The organism is Sorangium sp. So ce375, from assembly GCF_051473855.1.
Lineage (GTDB): Bacteria > Myxococcota_A > Polyangia > Polyangiales > Polyangiaceae > Sorangium.
On record NZ_CP150335.1, the window covers coordinates 5,008,845 to 5,025,212 of the forward strand.

The following is a 16,368-nucleotide window of genomic DNA, read 5'->3' on the forward strand; positions in this document are numbered from 1 at the left end:
GGGTCGCGGTAAGCGCGCGCGGAGCTAGTCCGCCAGGAGGGCGCTCAGCCGCTCGAGGGCGCCGCGGAGCAGCTCGCGCGCGCCGCGCAGGAGCGCGCGCCCGTCGCGCAGGGCATCGTGGACCTCGCCGGGCACGGGCAGGAGGCCCGCACGGGCGGCGAGCGCCGCCCCCGAGAGGAGCAGCAGGACCACCAGGAAGAGCAGGAAGATGGTGCGGCTCCACCTTCGCCGTCGGCGGGGCGCCGGCGTGATCAGGGCCGGAGGCGCGGACGCGACCGGCCGCGAGCGGCTGGACGGCGGCATCGACGCGGCGGACTTGGGCGGCGGCTCGTCGAGGGAGACGGGGAGGATGCCGGCGAACGTGGCGGGGAGCGGCGTGTTCCCGGCGGGCGGCCGCTTGCTGCGGGGCTCGTCTCGCCGCGCGGCCGTGGAGCGGATCTCCCCCCGCGACGACAGGCGGCTGTCCGCGAGCTGGATGGCCGTCGCGAGCTTCTTCCGGCGCTCGGTCACGGCGTCCCCGAGCGTCTCGCGGACGAAGCGGCCGATGTCGCCGTCCGTGACCGTGGCGCCGAGAGAGATCGCGATCTGGTCGAGCGTCCGCTGGAACGACGCGCAGTCGCTCCAGCGGTCTGCAGGATCCTTGGCCAGCGCGCGCTCGATCGCCACCGCGAGATCGAAGGGGATGTCCGGCACGAGCTCGCGGATGGGGACGGGGGCGAAGCGGATGATGTTCTCCATCGTCTTCGCGTCCGTCTTGCCGCGGAACGGGTGGTAGCCGCTGAGGGTCGTGTACAGGAGGACCCCGAGCGAGAAGATGTCGGCGCGCCGATCGACCTTGCCCGAGGTGAGCTGCTCCGGCGAGAGGTACGGGATTTTTCCCTTGAGCTGGCCGGCGACGTGCGTCTCGTGCAGGCGGCCCGTGGCCTTGGCGACGCCGAAGTCGACGATCTTCACGATGCCGTCGAACGACACCATCACGTTCTGCGGCGAGATGTCGCGGTGCACGAGGTCGACGAGCCTGCCGTCGTCGTCGCGCAGCTCGTGCGCGGCGTGCAGGCCGGCGCAGATGCACGAGGCGATGCGGAGGAGGATCGGCAGGGGGACGCCCCCGGTCGACTTCACCAGCTTGTTCAGCGTGGCGATCGTGTCGCCGTCGACCCACTCCATCACGATGTAGAGCACGCCGTTCTCGTCGCCGAGCTCGACGATCTCGACCGCGTGGGGGTGCCGGATGCGCGACGCGAGGCGCGCCTCGTCGAGGAACATCGCCTCGAAGGCCGGGTCGTCGCCGAACTCCGGCAGCATCGTCTTGATGGCGACGATCTTCTGGAAGCCGCGGGATCCCACGAGGCGCGCCGCCCAGACGGCCGCCATCCCTCCACGGGCGACCGGCATGAGGAGCTCGTAGCGGCCCAGCGTGTCTCCAGGCTTGAGGTCCGACAGGATCTGCACGCGGTGGTCCTACTAGATGGGGAGGCGGAGTTTGGAGGAGTAGGGCTCGAGTGCCACCGTTACGTTCGTGGAGGCCCGTAGCCTCGACGTCTGCCGGAGCGACGCAGCGCCACCGCGCCTGCACGTCACGAAGGAGGTCCCGCAAAGCCAGGGTGCCACGAAGCGTATACAGACCTCAAGCTCGGGGGCGCAGGCGCCTCGATGCATCGCAGCGGAGGGTACGCGAGCGCGGCCGCACGGAGAACGCAGCGAGCGCGGCCAGGGCGATCGAAGCGGCGGCAGGAGATGGGAACACAGGGGAACGGAGGAGAGCGGAACGGAGCGGAGCGGAAGGGAGCGGAACGGAGGAGAGCGCCGCGCGAGGGGGCGATTCGTTGGGTGTAAAGACGCGTGTAAAAGTGCGTGTAAAGGTGCGAAAAGTGCGCCAGCTCGCGTTGAAGACGCGGGCGCTGGAGTCGTGATACACGGGGAGCGACCTGCTCGACGAGGCCTCATGGAAGCCAATTTGCGCCCGATCCCGCCGCCGCACGACGAAGACAACGAAGACGTGCACTGGGCGCTGTCGACCGCGACCGCGCTGTGGGGGCGCGGAGAGCGTGACGAGGCCCTGAAATGGCTTCGGCGCGCCGCGGAGCAGGCCTCGGACGCCAACGCCGACCTGCGCGCCCTCGAGCTCTTCAAGGCCGCCGCGGAGGTCGCCCAGAAGATCGCGGCGATCGAGGGGGATCCGGCGGCGGGCGCAGAGCCTCCGACCGCGAGCGCGCCGCCGAATGCGGCCGCGAGCGCGCCCGGCCATGCGTCCGGCGCTCCTCCCGCCACGGCGAGCGCGCCGCCGCCCAGGCCGAGCGCGCCGGGGGCGGCGTCGTTCGCGGCGCGGCCGTCGTGGCCGCCGGGCGCGGAGGCGGGCCGAGCCGAGCGCAGCGGCGCGAGCGCGCCGCCGGCCGCGATGCGGGCGCCTTCGGTCCGCGCGCCTGCCGGCGATGCTCCGCCTGGGCCGATCACCTCGGCGGCGGCGATGTTCCGCGACGTCGGCGTGCCCAGGCCCGCGGCGGTGCTGGGCCGGCCGGCGTCGGTCGCGCCGGGGCGCGCCCCCGCGCCGGTGAGCCAAGCGGCCCTGCGCGAGGTGACCCCGACGCAGCTGTCGCCCGCGACGCGCGCGCCCGGCCCCACGCCGGGCCTCCCGGCGCGCCCCGCCGCCGCGACGAAGTCCGGCGCCCCGCCGGCGGCGGCTGCCTCGACGGCCGGCTCGCACGGCCGTGGGGTCCCGGCGAACGCGCGTGCGATCACCGGCTTCGCGGCGTCGCCCCACGGCAGGGTGTCGTCGACCACCGCGGTGACCGAGGAGGTCCCGGCGGTCAAGCTCCCGGCCGCGGGTGCGCTCGCTGGCCAGCAGGAGCCGGGGCAGGGCGCGGCGGACGCGGCGCGCGATAGCGCCAGCGGGGAGCAGCAGCCGACCGACGCGGATCCCCCGATCGATCAGCGCGCGACGGTGCCGACGTCGACGGCCATGGCCGCGGCGCTGGCGCGGCGGCCGGGGACGCCGCTCGGCGCGAGCTCTTCGCAGGATGCGACCGAGCGTCGCCCGCGGCTCTGGCCGGAAGGCGACGACGAGGGGACCACGCGCCGCCCCCTGACGCCGCAGGAGCAGCGGGTGCTGATGGAGCTCCGGATCGAGGATCTGGACGAGGAGACGCCGATGCTCCCGCAGGATCTGGCGGGCGACGGCAAGCCCGCTGCCGTGCCGCGGGATGCGCCGGAGGGGGCCCACGCATCCGACGACCGCGCCGACTGGACGGAGGCCGAGCCGGATGACGCCGACGACGGCATCGCCTCCGTGAATCCGCAGGGAGATCCGACGTTGGCGGGCGAGCCCTCGGACGCGGTGCAGGGCGAAGGAGCGGAAGAGGGGGCGGCGTCCTGGTCGCAGGGAGCACCGACGGACGATCGTGGCCGCTCCGCGGCGGACTCGTCGTGGAGCGAGCCGCCCTACGAAGGGGAATGGCAGGCGCCGCCGCCGCGGCTGCCCGCGTCCCAGATCGAGCCGCTGCCGGCGCTGCGGGTCGCGGTGATCGGCATCTCCAGCGCCGGGGAGCTTCGGCTCGTTCCGATGGACGGCAGGAACGCCCCGCCACGGGGCGCAGCGCTCGGGATCCTCGTGCCGTTGACCGCTGGGGACGGCGAGACGATCGCGCGGCTGCTCCAGCTGCGCGGCTGAGCAGCCGCGGCGCCGCGGGTCCGACGATCGGCAAGAAGTGGGGCATCCCGCGCATCGGCGGTAGCCTCGGGGGGATGCAAGACGAACGGTCAGCCCCGAAGCGGATCCGCGTGACAGGACTTCAGGAGGCTCAGCTGCCGGCGCTCGTCGCGCTGGAGCAGGCCTGCGCGGCGATGTCCCGTGAGGGTGGCGCTGGGACGGAAGAGGTCGAGGCGCGGACGCTCGCCGACTTCGCCGCGCTGACGCGGCGGCACGACGTGCGTGTGGCAGAGGTGGACGGCGAGGTGGCCGGCTACCTGGCCTGGCGCGACGAGGCGCCCGGGGTCGCGGTCATCGAGGAGCTCTCGGTACACCCGGACCACCAGCGATGCGGCATCGGTGGGCGGCTGCTCGCGGAGCTCCAGGAGCGGGCGCGGGAGCTCGGCATGGAGCAGATCGTGGTTCGCTCCGGGGAGAGCGCGAGCTCGGCGCAGGCGTTCTACAAGAAGAAGGGAGGCTTCGCGCCGCTCGGCGACGATGCGCCCGCGAGGGTCCGCGCGTGGCGGAGCGAGCGGGAGGCTGCGGGGGCTCCGCTGACTCGATCCGGCGAGGTCGTCCTGTGGGCGGCCATCCCGCCACAGCCGGCGGAAGCGCTGGACGAGGGCGAGGGCGACGAGATCAGCGAGGGCTGAATCCGCCGGGCTGTTCGATCGGGCCGTCGCGTGCCGGTGTGCGCCCGCTGGCGGGGGCGCGGTTTCAGCGTGGGCAGCTGGGCGGACGGGGTTCGGGTGCGACGGGGTTCGCTTGGCTGCGCTCGGCGCCAGCCATGGGGGCCGAAACGTCGGCCGGCGGCGCGAGTTGACATAATGTTTCTTATGCGATCCAAGGCCGGTGCGGGGGGCAGGGGGCTCGGCTCGATTTCATGAGCAAATTCATGAACCTGGGGCCTATTTGACGAGCGGATCTCACGGCGGTCGCCGCCCGCGCGGCCGCAACCTGGGTCGGCCTCACCGCCCGCGCGGCCGCAACCTGGGTCGGCCACGGCACCGCCCGCGCGGCCGCAACCTGGGTCGGCCACGGCACCGCCCGCGCGGCCGCAACCTGGGTCGGCCTCACCGCCCGCGCGGCCGCAACCTGGGTCGGCCTCACCGCCCGCGCGGCCGCAACCTGGGTCGGCCACGGCACTGAGGCCGCGCGATGTCGGTCGCCGCCGCAACCTGGGTCAGCCTCGCCGGCCTTGCCTCACTCGGGCCAAAACACCCCGGCCCGCCGTAGCGCTCGTCGCCGTCGCCCCGTCGGCGCAACCTGGGTCAGCCTCGCCCGCGGTCGCTGTCGCCTGGCTCAGCTGGCCGCCATGTGCCCCGGTCAGGAGCACGCCTCCGGACTCCGAAGCGTGCCCCGGAACTGCCGTCAGGAACGCCCTTCGCGCCCTTCAGCCTGCCAGCTGCGTCGAGCCGCCGCGTCCAAAACTGGACGTGCGTTCAGCCTTTCGGAACCGGGGGCGTCTCGACGTCGAGGCTCAGCAGCGAGCCGCCGTTCGTCAGGACGAACGCGCGCCGGCCATACGCCGCCGGCGTCATCGCGATGCCGCCGCCGGTCTCGATGCCGTCGATCACGGACCCGTCCAGCGGCGAGAACAGGAAGATCCCGTAGCGCGTGGTCGTCACCAGCAGCGCCCCCGAGAACGGCACGGGGGCCGAGATGCCTCCGTCAGGCAGGTCCCGGCGCCAGATCGTGCGGCCATCCTCCGGATCGAGCGCCCACAGGCCGGTCATGCCGGAGGACGCAAGCAGCACCTTCCGGGCGGGCACGATCGGACCGCCGCCGCTCCTTGGCTGGTGCGCAGGCTGCTCCCACAGCAGCAGCTCGGTGACGCCGACCGCCGCCTCGTTCACCCAGGCCCGGGTCCCGTTCTCGGCGTCGAGCGCGAAGACCCCGCCCGCATAGCCCGCCACGAAGACCACGTCGCCCGAGGCGATCTTCCCGAGGACCGGCGTGGTGTCCGTGTCGAGGTACTTCGGCGTCTGGCCGCCCGCGCTCTGCTCGGCCTCGGCGGCCAGATCCACGAGCGCCCACTGCTCGGACCCGTCCTTCTGGTCGTACGCCATCACGACCCCGTCCGAGAACGCGGTGTAGACCTTGTCCCGCCCGAGCGCCGGGCCCGCGTACCCGGCGATCTCCATGCCTCCCGCCGGCGTCCGGTGCTGGTGCCAGCGCATCGCACCCGTCGCCGCGTCGAGCGCGATCAGCGTGTCGTTCGCGTTCGTCACGTAGAGCACGCCGTCGCGCAGCGCCGGCCGACGCGCGACCTTCGCGTTGGTCATGAAGCGGTAGAGCAGCGTGCCGTCCGACGCGCGCACCTTGTAGAGCGCGCCGTCGTCCGAGCCGAAATAGACCGCGTCGGTCGCGGCGTCGTAGAGCGGCTCGCTCTGCACCGGGCCGAGCGTCTCGAAGCGCCAGAGCACGTCGCTCGTGTCCGCGCGCACCGCGTACAGGCCGTGATCGCTCGATCCGACGAAGACGCGCCGGTGCGCGACGTCGATCTCGGGGCGGCCGCGCTCGTAGGCCTCGCCGACCTTGCGCGCCTCCGCGGTGAGCTCGCGGCGCATGGTGATGCCGAGCGCGCCCCCCGGATGGTGCAGCCAGAGCGGCGCGTCGGGCGCCGCGGCGACGCCGAGGTTGCCGCAGCCGCTCAGCGGCGCGAGGCCCAACCAGACGAGCGCGACGCCCGCTGCGCGGCTAGTGCGGCGCATCGCCCGCCTTCTTCTCCGCGTTCTCACGCGCGCGGCGGAGCAGCTGCTCGATCTCCTCCGGCGTCATCGACTGGCCCTTCGGACCGCCGAACGCGGCGCGGGGCGGCACGGCGGCCGGATCGATCTTGCGCAGCATCTCCTCGACGACCGCCTCGAGGAACTGGAACGGGCGGCCCTCCGTCGACGGCGCCTGGAGCTTCTCGTGCGCGCTCTTGAGCAGCTCCTTCGCCTTGTCGGTGTCGCCCTTGGCCAGGAGGATCCGCGCCTGGTGGTACAGCGCGAGCTCCTTGTAGCCCTTCATGTCGATCGCCTCGAGCTCCTTGAACGAGGCGAGCGCCCCGTCGAGATCGCCCTTGCCCTCCCGGGCGAAGGCGATGCCCTCGATGGCGCGCCCCTTCACGTCGGGATCGGCCCCGGCCAGCGGCGACGAGACCACGACGCTGTACGCCTCCAGCGCGTGAGCGTAGTCCTTCTTGTCGAGCAAAACGCCGGCCTGCCCGAGCTTCGCCAGGGTCGCCGCCCCGGTGCCGGCGTGCTCGTCGATGACCTTGTTGTACTCGGCGAGCGCGGTGGAGGACCGTTCGTCCGCAGTCTTGAAGGTCCTCGTGATGTCGAGCTCCTTCTCCTCGTCGGTGCGCGTGTCCTCGGCGAGCACCCTGCCCCGGTCCGCGGCGACGGCCGCGACGAGCGCCGACGTGGACGCGGCGTCCTTCTTCTCGGCCCGCGACACGTAGAACAGCACGCCGCCGGTCGCGACGATCGCCGCCACGACGCCCCACTGGAGGACGTGGAAGTTGTTCTTGATCCACCGGCCCGCGCCGCTGGTCATCCGGCTGAGCGCGTCCTCGACCATCTCGCCCGGCAGCAGCTGGACAGGGCGGCGCCCCTCGGCCTGCTCCCTGCGGCGAGCGAGCAGCTCCTTCGCGCGGGCGTTCTTGTCCTTGGGCAGCTCCTCGCCGGTCGCCTTCTTCTTGCGACGGCGCGCGGTGGCCTCGTCGCGGCGGCGGGCCGCGCGGTTCGGCGCCGCCTCGACGGCCTCCTCGCTCGCCGCCTCCCGCGCGGGAGCCTCGTCCGCGTCGCCGACGCCGAGCGCATCGGCCACGCGCTGCGCGGCCTCGTCGTCGCCATCTTCGCGATCGTCGCTGGCGTCGCCGGCGTCCTTCACCGGAGCGCCGCGGGGCGGCCTCGCCGGGGCCGCCTCCGCGGTCCCATCCTCGTCGCCATCACTCCGCGTGGCGACATCTCCGTCGCTCCGTGCGGCTTTCTCTTCGGCCTGCTCTCGGTCCTTGTCCGACACGCGGCGGACTCTAGTCTCGCGGCCTGCGGCGTCAATCTGGCCGGTGAGCGGCGGGCGCTCCGTCGTCCGAGCGCGGCGGCGCCCCGGGCTCGTCGGGCGACCAGGGCGCAGGCGGCGGGGGCGGGATCTCGTCGCTGAGCGGGACGACCGCGCACGCGAGCACCTCGACGTTCTGGGTCGCGTACACCACGAAATCGCCGTAATTGCCGGCCCGCGCGCCCACCGCTGGAGGCAGCGTCGCGAACGCCTCGGTCGGCTCGCTCCCCGGCGGGATCGCGAGCGTGACCGCGCGCTCCGGATCGAGCTCCGGCGCGCTGGCCGGGACGATCGACGCCCCGTCCCGCTTCGGCGGGCGCCAGCCTCGCCTGGGGCTGCCGAACCGCACCTCGCCGGGGCGCCCGTCGTCCGTCCGCGCGCGGCAGATGACGCGTACGCCCTTGCCGTTGCCGGCCTTCGGGATCACGACGCCGAGGCCCACCCCGCTCTTCGCGAAGCGGCGCAGGCGGCCGAGATCGCGCTCGCGCGGCCCGCCGAGCAAGTCGAGGATGTCGGCCCGGAGCGCGAGCCCGAGCCCCCCCGGCAGCGGATCGGGCGTGCCGAGCATGCGCAGGAGAGGCGCCCGGAGCTCCGGGCCGGCGCCGAGCTTCACGAGGGCCTCCGCGATGGCGACCCGCGCGGTCTGGTAGGGCTCCTGGCTCAGCCGCTCGGCGAGCGCAGGCCGCGCGGCGTCCTCCCCGATCGCCGCGAGCGCGGCGGCGGCGTACGGGCGGAGCCGCACGTCGCCGAGCGCCGCGATGAGCGGCGGCAACGCGGCCTTCACCCGGATCTTGGCGAGCGCGTCCACGATCTCGCGCGCCCGCTCGAACGACGTCGCCTCGCCAGCGTCGGCGCCGCCGTCCTGCTCCGCGCCGCGGACCACCTGCCGCAGCCACGCGACGAGCACGTCGTCGCCGCGGCGATCGCCCGACTCCGCGAGCGCGAGCGCCGCGAGGCGCCGCCACTTGCGATCGGGATCGACGACGAGATCGCGGGTGAGCGGCGCGCCCTCGCCGAGCCGCGTGAGCGTGAGCGCCGCCCAGCGCCGCACCTCTTCGTCCTCGTCGCGCACGAGCGCGAGGCGCAGCGACGGAGCCGCCTCGGAGCGGCGCAGATCGAACAGCACCTCGCCCGCCTTGCGCCGGATGGCCACGTCCGCGTCGTCGAGCAGCGCCGCGACCTCCACCACCGCGTCGGCGTCGCCCGCGATGCCGCGGCGGAGCGCGTCGGGCCAGCCCTTGCCCTCCTTCCGGAGGCCGCGGACCTCGTAGCGCCCGTGCGACGCCTCGACGGCGCGCAGCTCCGACCGCAGCGCGCCGAGCTCCGCGGGGCGCAGCGCGGAGATGTCCTCCAGCTGACGCGGATCGGTCGCCACGTCGTAGAGCGCGCACGCGCCGATCTTGCGCGCGCAGACCAGCCGCAGCGTGCCCTTGGCGAGCAGCGTCTGCGTGTCCGTCTCGGCGAACGCGAAGCCCGGGAGCGAGGGCGGGCCGCCGGGCGGGGCCGCCCTGCCCTGCTCCGCCGCCTCGTCGCCGGAGGCGAGCAGCGGCCCGAGGTCGGCGCCGCGCACGCGCGCCGGCCTCGGGATCCCGAGCCCCGCGAGCACCGTCGGCAGGAGATCGACGAGCTGCACCGGCGCCCGAACCACGCGCGGCGAGAGCAGTCCTGGCGCGCTCACGAGGAGCGGCACGCGCGCCTGCTCCTCGTACACGGTGGTGCCGTGGTAGCGCCCGCCGTGCTCGCCGAACTCCTCGCCGTGATCGGCCGTGACGATCACGACAGCGTCCGGACGCCCCTTGCGGACCTCGTCGACGATCGCGCCCACGCCCGCGTCCGCCGTGGCGATCTCGGCGTCGTAGCGGTCGATGTCGCGATCGCCGAGCGGGTGCTCCGGGTGCGCTTCGTACGGCTCGTGCGGCTCGAAGAGGTGCACCCACATGAACGAGCGCTGCTCCGGCCCGAGCCCAGCGAGGTAGCTCCGCACCTGCTCCAGCCGGAGCTCCGCGCTCGCGAACTCGACCTTCCGGTACTCGAAGTCGAGCGCCCGATCGCGCAGCGCGCCGAAGCGCTCGCCGTCGATGAAGAACACCGCCGGCGGATAGAAGCCCGCCGTCCTGTAGCCGTAGCGGCGGAGGTGCTGCGCGAAGGTCTCGGAGTCGTCCCCGAGCCCCTGCAGCACGAGCGGGCGGATGTACTTGCCCGTCATGAGCGACGACACCGCGTACGACGTGTGCGGCGTCGGCGTGTACGCCGCGTCGAAGCGCACGCCCTCGGCCGCGAGCCGATCGATGTTCGGGGTGATCTTCCTTTCGTAGCCGTACGCCCCGACGTGGTCGGCGCGCAGGGCGTCGATGCTGATCAGCACGATGTCGCGCCCCCGCAGATCGATGGCGTGCCCGCTCGCGCGCTCGTCGAGCGGCGCGGCGTCGAGCGGCTCGGGCGGCGACAGCACGGCGGCGAGCTCGACCACGTGGCCGAGCAGCGGGCTGTGCGTCGCGTAGATCAGCCGGATGTTGTCCGCCAGCGCGAGCCTGTCCGCCGCGCCGGGCGCGAGCGCCGCGCCGAACGCGAAGAGGACGAGCGCGAGCGCCGCGCGCACCAGCCTGGGCGAGCGCCGCGCGTGCCCGTCCTCCAGGCGCGCGGCGCGCGCGGGCAGCGCCGGCGTCGCGAAGGTCGCCGCGGCGAGCGTGAGCGCCGCGAGCCCCAGGTGGAAAGCCGCATAGAGGCGCGGCAAGACGCGCAAGTTCGCGATCTCGAGCAGGACGATGGCGCAGATCGCGGCGAGGACGAGCCACCAGCCGGAGGCCGCCGAGCGCGCCCGCTTCAGGGCGCGCGCGGCCCGCGGCGCTGCAGCGAAGGTCGCGGCGGCCGCGACGAGGGCGAGCGCCGCGATGAAGGGCGCGCGCCGGCCTCCCTCGAGCATGCGCCCGGCCGAGACGCCGAAGGCCACCGCGCCGCCGAACGCCCCCGCGATGAGCGCCGCCACGGCGCGGAACGCCTTGCGCTCGGCGCGCATGACGATCTCGAGCACGGCGCCGAGGACGGCGGCGCACGGCGCCGCGGCCGAGAGCGCGAGCGGCACGAGGTCGCGCAGCGCGCGGCCGAGCTCGTAGGGCCCGAGGAGCTCTCGCCACCGCCACACGCCGACGACCAGGAGCTCGGCGAGCGCGAGCGCCGCGATCGCGAGGTAGGCGTCCGCCATGCGCCACCCGATCTCCGTCTCCAGCTTCCGCGGAGGCGCGTCGGAGTTGCGGCTCGGGAACGTCGAGCGGCTCGGCGCGGGCGCCGGCGTGGACGGGCGCGCCGGCCCGGCCTGCGGGCGCGGCGCCGCCGGAGCCCGGTGGCCGACCGATCCCTGCACGACGCCGCCCCCCTCCGCGGCGGCCGTCGTGTCAGGGCGGCTCCCCAGGAGGGCTCGCCCGGAGGGCACGGGCCCCGCCGGAGGCCGGCCGGCGCCCCCATGGCCCCGCGGGCGCATCGGCGCGGCCCCGTTGCGCTCGGTCATGCGAAGGAGACTTCGAGGATCTCGTATGTGCGCGGCCCGGCCGGCATATTCACGCGGACCTCCTCGCCGACCTCATGGCCGAGCAGCGCGCGCGCGAGCGGCGAGGCGATGGAGATGCGCCCGACCTTGAGATCGGCCTCCTCGGGCCCGACGATCTGGAAGCTCTGCTCCTCGTCCGTGTCCACGTTCGCGAGCTTGACCTTGGCGCCGAACTGGACCTTGCTGCCGCTCAGCTTCGACGGATCGATCACCTCGGCGCGCGAGAGCGTCTGCTCGAGGTAGCTGATGCGGGCGACGATCATGCCCTGCCGCTCCTTGGCGGCGTGGTACTCGGCGTTCTCCGAGAGATCCCCGTGCTCCCGGGCCGTCCCGATGTCCTTGACGACCTGGGGCAGGTCGACCTCTTTCAGCCGTCGCATCTCTTCGCGGAGCCGCGCTTGCCCTTCGGGCGTCATCGGTACTTTCTCGGACATGGTGGGGACGCTTTTAGCATGGCTCCCGGCCGGGAGACGACGGCCCTAGGCGCGCCGATCGCCCGAGGCGCCAGGCGCCCGGACCGCAGCGCGCTCCGCGCCCTACCCGCGCCAGCGCACGATCTTCCGCGGCGGCCGCCGCGCATGGGCGTCCGCTGACTTGGTCGCGCTCCGCACGAGGGCCGCCGCCGTCCTGGTGAGCTCCTCGGCGCGCGGCCCGCCGTGCGGGACGGCCGCGGCGTCCACCGTCGCCGTGGCCGCGCCGGTCGCCTCGGCGACCCGCACCTCGACCGGGACGTCCGCGTCCGGGAGCCGCACGAAGCCCCGGTAGACGAACTCGCCCGGCGCTTCGCCGGCGTCGGCCTGCTCCAGCACGTAGCGAGCGCCGGCGGACGGCCGCCCGACGGCCTGCGTCACAGCCGAGGCCCCGCGGGGGCGCGGCCCGACGCCGCCTTGGCAGGCGCGCGGCGGCTTTGGCCCATCTCGTCGAGGAACCGGCGCGCCGTCACGGCGAACGGGCCGCCCCAGTCCCGGATGACCGACTCGAACACGGCGCGCGCTTCGTCGGGCTTCTTCATCTTGAGGAGCGTCTCGCCCTTGAGGACGAGCGCCTCCGGATCGAGCCCGGAGCCCGGGAAGGTCCGCAGCGCGTAGTCGATCCGCGCCAGGGCCGCGTCGAACGCGTCTTCCTTGAGGTAGTAGCGCGCCACGTAGAGCTCGTGGCGCACGAGCCGACCCGTCACGACCTCGAGCATGTAGGCCGCGTCGTCGCGGTAGCGGCTGCGCGGGAACTGCCGGAGGAACGTCCGAACCTCCTTGTAGGCCTCGAGCGTGGTCGCCTGATCGCGCTCCTCGGCCGGCGGCAGGAACACCGTGTCGTCGATGTCCAGGAAGAGCGCCTTCGCCATCCGGTACTTCGCGTACTCGACGTTCCGGTCCGTGCGGTGCTCCTGGATGAACGCGCGGTACTCCGAGATCGCCTCCGGGTACTTCCCCTGCTCGAAATCGAGGTCCGCGATCCTGAGATCGGCGAGCCGGGCGTAGCGGCTGTACGCGAAGCGCCGCTTCACCTCGCCGAAGAGGGCGCGCGCGTCCTCCCAGTCCTTGGCCTGGAAGGCGGCCATCGCCTCGTTGTACGCGGCGTGCGCGTCCTCGGTGTAGGTGAGCGTGGCGGTGCGGCCGTCGTTGAGCTCGAAATCGCAGCCCGCGAGCCCGCCCAGGGCAGCGAGGCACCCGGAAAGGGCGAGGACAGCGGCGGAGGGTCTCATCGAGCAGGCCTCGTACCCAATCCGGCGCCGGCGCGCCAGGGCTTCCGCCGAGGAGGCGGGCTTGTGCTCCCCCGTTCCCCGCGTCGTGGCGCACGGCTGAGCTGGGGTATGGTCGACCCATGCCCGCTTCCTCTCCGCCACCCGCCACAGCGGCCACCGCCCCGCCCGGAGGCGCCGCCGCGCCCACCGTGCTCGTGGTGGACGACGAGCGCAACATCCGCCGCACCCTCGCGCTCGTGCTGCAAGGCGAGGGCTACCAGGTCGCGGAGGCCCCGAGCGCCGAGGCGGCGCTGGAGCTGCTCGCGCACGGCGACAGCCCCGTCGACCTCGCCCTCGTCGACCTGCTCCTGCCCGGGATGAACGGCCTCGATCTCCTCCAGCGCATGCGCCAGGACGACGCGACCCGCGAGCTCCCGGTGATCGTGATCAGCGGGCATGCGACCGTCAACGACGCCGTCAAGGCCATCAAGCTCGGCGCCTCCGACTTCTTCGAGAAGCCGCTCAACCGCGAGCGCGTCCTCGTGGGCGTGAAGAACGCGCTGCAGAACTCACGGCTCGCTCGCGAGGTCGAGGACCTCAAGGCGCAGGTGCAGGCGCGCTACGAGATGATCGGCCAGAGCGCCGCGATGCAGCGGCTGTTCAAGGAGATCGATCGCGTCGCGCCGACGAAGGCGAGCGTGCTCATCACGGGCGAGAGCGGCACGGGCAAGGAGCTCATCAGCCGCGCCATCCACCGGCTGTCGCCGAGGGCGCGGGGCCCCTTCGTCCGGGTCAACTGCGCCGCGATCCCGCGCGAGCTCATCGAGAGCGAGCTCTTCGGCCACGAGCGCGGCGCGTTCACCGGGGCGAGCGGGCCGAAGCGGGGCTTCTTCGAGCAGGCCCACGGCGGCACGCTGTTCCTCGACGAGATCGGCGACATGGACCTCGCCGCCCAGGCCAAGGTGCTGCGCGCGCTGCAGTCGGGCGAGATCTGCCGCGTCGGCAGCGAGCACAGCCGGCACGTCGACGTCCGCGTGCTCGCCGCGACGAACAAGGACCTCTCGCGCGAGGTCGCGGCGCTGCGCTTCCGCGAGGACCTCTTCTTCCGTCTCGCCGTGTTCCCCATCAAGAGCCCCGCGCTGCGCGACCGCATGGACGACCTGCGCGCGCTCGCCGACGCGTTCATGGCAGCGTTCTGCAACGAGAACGGCCTCAAGCAGAAGGCGATCGATCCGGTGGTCTACGCCGCCCTCGAGCGCCGGAGCTGGCCGGGCAACGTCCGCGAGCTCAAGAACGTGATCGAGCGCGCCGCGATCCTCTCGAGCGATGTCGTCACGATCGCGGATCTCCCGGAGGATCCGCACGAGAACCCGTTCGAGGACGACGCGCAGGGCGCCGCCGGTGAAGGCGCGACCGCGCCCCCCGCCCCCGGCGCGGCCGAGCCATCCGCGGGCGCGGCCCGCCACGAGCCGGAGCGCCCTCGCCTCACGCTGCGCGAGTTCCGCGATCGGTCCGAGCGCCGCTACATCGTCGAGGTGCTGGCCAGCCTCGACTGGAACATCTCGCGCGCGGCCGTGCTGCTCGGCGTCGAGCGCACGAACCTCCACAAGAAGATCCGCGCGTACGGCATCAAACGAGGTGAGGCGCCGTAGGCACGGCCCTGCGTCCCGCCTACGCGACCCCCTCGAGCGCCCTGCGGACGGCGCGGAGGAGCGACTCGGCCGTGAAGGGCTTCCCCAGCACCGCGGTGCCCGGACGGGCGGCGAGGGCGTCGCCCGTGTAGCCGGACATGAAGAGCACCTTCATGTCCGGCCTGAGCTTCACGAGGCGATCGGCGAGCTCGCCGCCGGTCATCTCGGGCATCAGCACGTCGGTGAGCAGGAGATCGACGCGCCCGCGCTGCGCCTCGCAGACGCGCAGCGCCTCGCGCGGTCCTTTCGCCGTCAGCGTCGTGTACCCGTTCTGACCGAGGATCCGGCTCGCGAGCGTGACCACCGCGTCCTCGTCGTCGGTGACAAGCACCGTTCCTCCATCGCCCTGGCGCGGCGCAGCGTGGAGCGAGCGCGCGCGCCGCGCGGACGCCCCGCGCGCGGAGAGCGGCAGGTAGATCTCGACGCGCGTGCCCTCCCCGGGCCGGGAGGCGAGCTCGATGTGGCCGTGCCACTGCTTGACGATCCCGTACACGGTGGCGAGCCCGAGGCCGGTCCCCTTCCCCCTCGGCTTCGTGGTGAAGAACGGCTCGAAGGCGCGCGTCCGCACGTCGTCGCTCATCCCGCTGCCCGTGTCGCTCACCACGAGGCGCGCGTACCTGCCGGGCGGGACCGCCGGGTGCGCGTCGTGCAAGCTCCCGGCGGCGCCGACGCGTACCGCGCGCGCCTCGATCGACAGCCGGCCGCCGCCTTGCATCGCGTCGCGCGCGTTCAGCGCGAGGTTCATCACCACCTGCTCGAGCTGCCCCGCGTCCGCCAGCACCCGGCAGCCCGACGGGCCGAGCGCGATCGCGAGATCGATGCCGCCGCCCACGGCGGCGCGGAGCGCGCCGTCCATGCTGCGCACGACGTCCCGCAGATCCAGCACGACCGGCTGCGCGAGCCCCCGCCGGCTCACCGTGAGCAGCTGCCGCGTCAGCGACGCGGCCCGCTGCGCGGCGCGCTGGATCTCGGCGAGATCCTTCTGCAAAGGGCTCTGCTCGTCGAGCTCCTCCATCACGAGGCTCGTGTAGTTCAGGATGATCGCGAGCAGGTTGTTGTAGTCGTGGGCGATCCCGCCCGCGAGCCGCCCCACGGCCTCCATCTTCTGCGCCTGGCGGAGCTCTTCCGAGAGCTCGCGCCGTCGATCGTCGGCGCCGCGCGCGGCGGAGAGATCGACGATGGCGCCGACCACGAGCCGCTCGCCGCGCGCTTCCGCGAGCGCCTCGGTCCTCATCACCCGGACCGCCGAGCCATCGCGCCGCGTGAGGAAGCCCTCGACCACCCCGGCCGACGGCTGCTTCGCGCCCGTGCCGCCCGCCTCGCCCCCGACCATGAGGAGATCGGCCGCCGCGAGCGCTTCCTCCCGCGAGCCATAGCCGAGCAGCCGGGCGAGCACCTCGTTGCAGTCGACGAGGTGACCGGCGGGCGAGGCGACGTAGAGCCCCGCCGGCGAGCAGGCCGCGAGCAGCGGGCTGTGCGCGCCGTGCTCGACCGAGTCCCTCGACGATCGTCCGCTGCTCATCGACGCGCTGCCGTGCAGAAACGTTCAGTCGGAGAGAGAACCCCGACAAAGAGAACTGAAGCGCGGACTCCCCTCCTTTGCAACGCCGTTCACACAAGCAGCGCCGCAAACGTCACCGCAAGGCAGCGCGGCGAGCCGCGCAGCGTGGACGGTCTCCCCTTCTCCCCTTCTATGTTCCATCGAATTGGCCTAGACCCC

General features: G+C 73.7%; 11 protein-coding genes. 3 read left to right on the plus strand and 8 right to left on the minus strand.

The window, feature by feature from the left end; all coding sequences use genetic code 11:
- Positions 1–24 precede the first annotated feature (24 nt).
- Positions 25–1,452, minus strand: a complete 1,428-nt coding sequence (locus tag WME90_RS18585; protein WP_437282490.1) for a serine/threonine protein kinase — start codon at positions 1,450–1,452, stop codon at positions 25–27.
- 493 nt (positions 1,453–1,945) lie between these two features.
- On the opposite strand from WME90_RS18585, the gene WME90_RS18590 reads away from it, so the two are divergent.
- Together WME90_RS18590 and WME90_RS18595 are read left to right on the plus strand one after the other, a co-directional pair.
- Positions 1,946–3,667 carry a hypothetical protein gene (locus tag WME90_RS18590; protein WP_437282491.1) on the plus strand — a complete coding sequence of 574 codons (1,722 nt, stop codon included), beginning with the start codon at positions 1,946–1,948 and terminating at the stop codon, positions 3,665–3,667.
- A 110-nt stretch (positions 3,668–3,777) separates the two neighbouring features.
- Complete coding sequence (locus WME90_RS18595; RefSeq protein ID WP_437282492.1) at positions 3,778–4,338, plus strand: GNAT family N-acetyltransferase; 561 nt, start codon at positions 3,778–3,780, stop codon at positions 4,336–4,338.
- Positions 4,339–5,127: 789 nt separating this feature from the next.
- On the opposite strand, the gene WME90_RS18600 is transcribed toward WME90_RS18595, so the two are convergent.
- From WME90_RS18600 to WME90_RS18625, 6 genes are all read right to left on the minus strand, one after another.
- Positions 5,128–6,399, minus strand: a complete 1,272-nt coding sequence (locus tag WME90_RS18600) for an outer membrane protein assembly factor BamB family protein (protein ID WP_437282493.1) — start codon at positions 6,397–6,399, stop codon at positions 5,128–5,130.
- A complete protein-coding gene (locus tag WME90_RS18605; protein WP_437282494.1) occupies positions 6,386–7,696 on the minus strand; it encodes a tetratricopeptide repeat protein in 1,311 nt (436 codons plus the stop codon). Before WME90_RS18605 ends, WME90_RS18600 begins: the two co-directional genes overlap by 14 nt.
- A 31-nt stretch (positions 7,697–7,727) precedes the next feature.
- Entirely contained in the window at positions 7,728–11,237 is a 3,510-nt protein-coding gene (locus tag WME90_RS18610; protein ID WP_437282495.1) for a sulfatase-like hydrolase/transferase, read from the minus strand.
- Entirely contained in the window at positions 11,234–11,710 is a 477-nt protein-coding gene (gene greA, locus WME90_RS18615) for a transcription elongation factor GreA (protein ID WP_437282496.1), read from the minus strand. Before greA ends, WME90_RS18610 begins: the two co-directional genes overlap by 4 nt.
- A gap of 102 nt (positions 11,711–11,812) precedes the next feature.
- Positions 11,813–12,127, minus strand: a complete 315-nt coding sequence (locus tag WME90_RS18620) for a hypothetical protein (RefSeq protein WP_437282497.1) — start codon at positions 12,125–12,127, stop codon at positions 11,813–11,815.
- On the minus strand, positions 12,124–12,978 hold the full coding sequence (locus tag WME90_RS18625; protein ID WP_437282498.1) for an outer membrane protein assembly factor BamD: 855 nt from the start codon (positions 12,976–12,978) through the stop codon (positions 12,124–12,126). The genes WME90_RS18620 and WME90_RS18625 overlap by 4 nt, the downstream gene beginning before the upstream one ends.
- Before the next feature lie 119 nt (positions 12,979–13,097).
- Here WME90_RS18625 and WME90_RS18630 point away from each other — a divergent pair, with 119 nt between their 5' ends.
- Complete coding sequence (locus WME90_RS18630) at positions 13,098–14,609, plus strand: sigma-54-dependent transcriptional regulator (RefSeq protein ID WP_437282499.1); 1,512 nt, start codon at positions 13,098–13,100, stop codon at positions 14,607–14,609.
- Positions 14,610–14,628: 19 nt separating this feature from the next.
- Here WME90_RS18630 and WME90_RS18635 read toward each other — a convergent pair whose 3' ends face one another.
- Entirely contained in the window at positions 14,629–16,170 is a 1,542-nt protein-coding gene (locus WME90_RS18635; protein ID WP_437282500.1) for an ATP-binding protein, read from the minus strand.
- Positions 16,171–16,368 lie beyond the last annotated feature (198 nt).

What these genes read in the sequence shown, in the direction of transcription:
- WME90_RS18625 (WP_437282498.1), bottom strand. Translation starts at nt 12,978, where the DNA reads ATGAGACCCTCCGCCGCTGTCCTCGCCCTTTCCGGGTGCCTCGCTGCC.
- greA (WP_437282496.1), bottom strand. Translation starts at nt 11,710, where the DNA reads ATGTCCGAGAAAGTACCGATGACGCCCGAAGGGCAAGCGCGGCTCCGC.
- WME90_RS18635 (WP_437282500.1), bottom strand. Translation starts at nt 16,170, where the DNA reads ATGAGCAGCGGACGATCGTCGAGGGACTCGGTCGAGCACGGCGCGCAC.
- WME90_RS18590 (WP_437282491.1), top strand. Translation starts at nt 1,946, where the DNA reads ATGGAAGCCAATTTGCGCCCGATCCCGCCGCCGCACGACGAAGACAAC.
- WME90_RS18630 (WP_437282499.1), top strand. Translation starts at nt 13,098, where the DNA reads ATGCCCGCTTCCTCTCCGCCACCCGCCACAGCGGCCACCGCCCCGCCC.
- WME90_RS18610 (WP_437282495.1), bottom strand. Translation starts at nt 11,237, where the DNA reads ATGACCGAGCGCAACGGGGCCGCGCCGATGCGCCCGCGGGGCCATGGG.
- WME90_RS18600 (WP_437282493.1), bottom strand. Translation starts at nt 6,399, where the DNA reads ATGCGCCGCACTAGCCGCGCAGCGGGCGTCGCGCTCGTCTGGTTGGGC.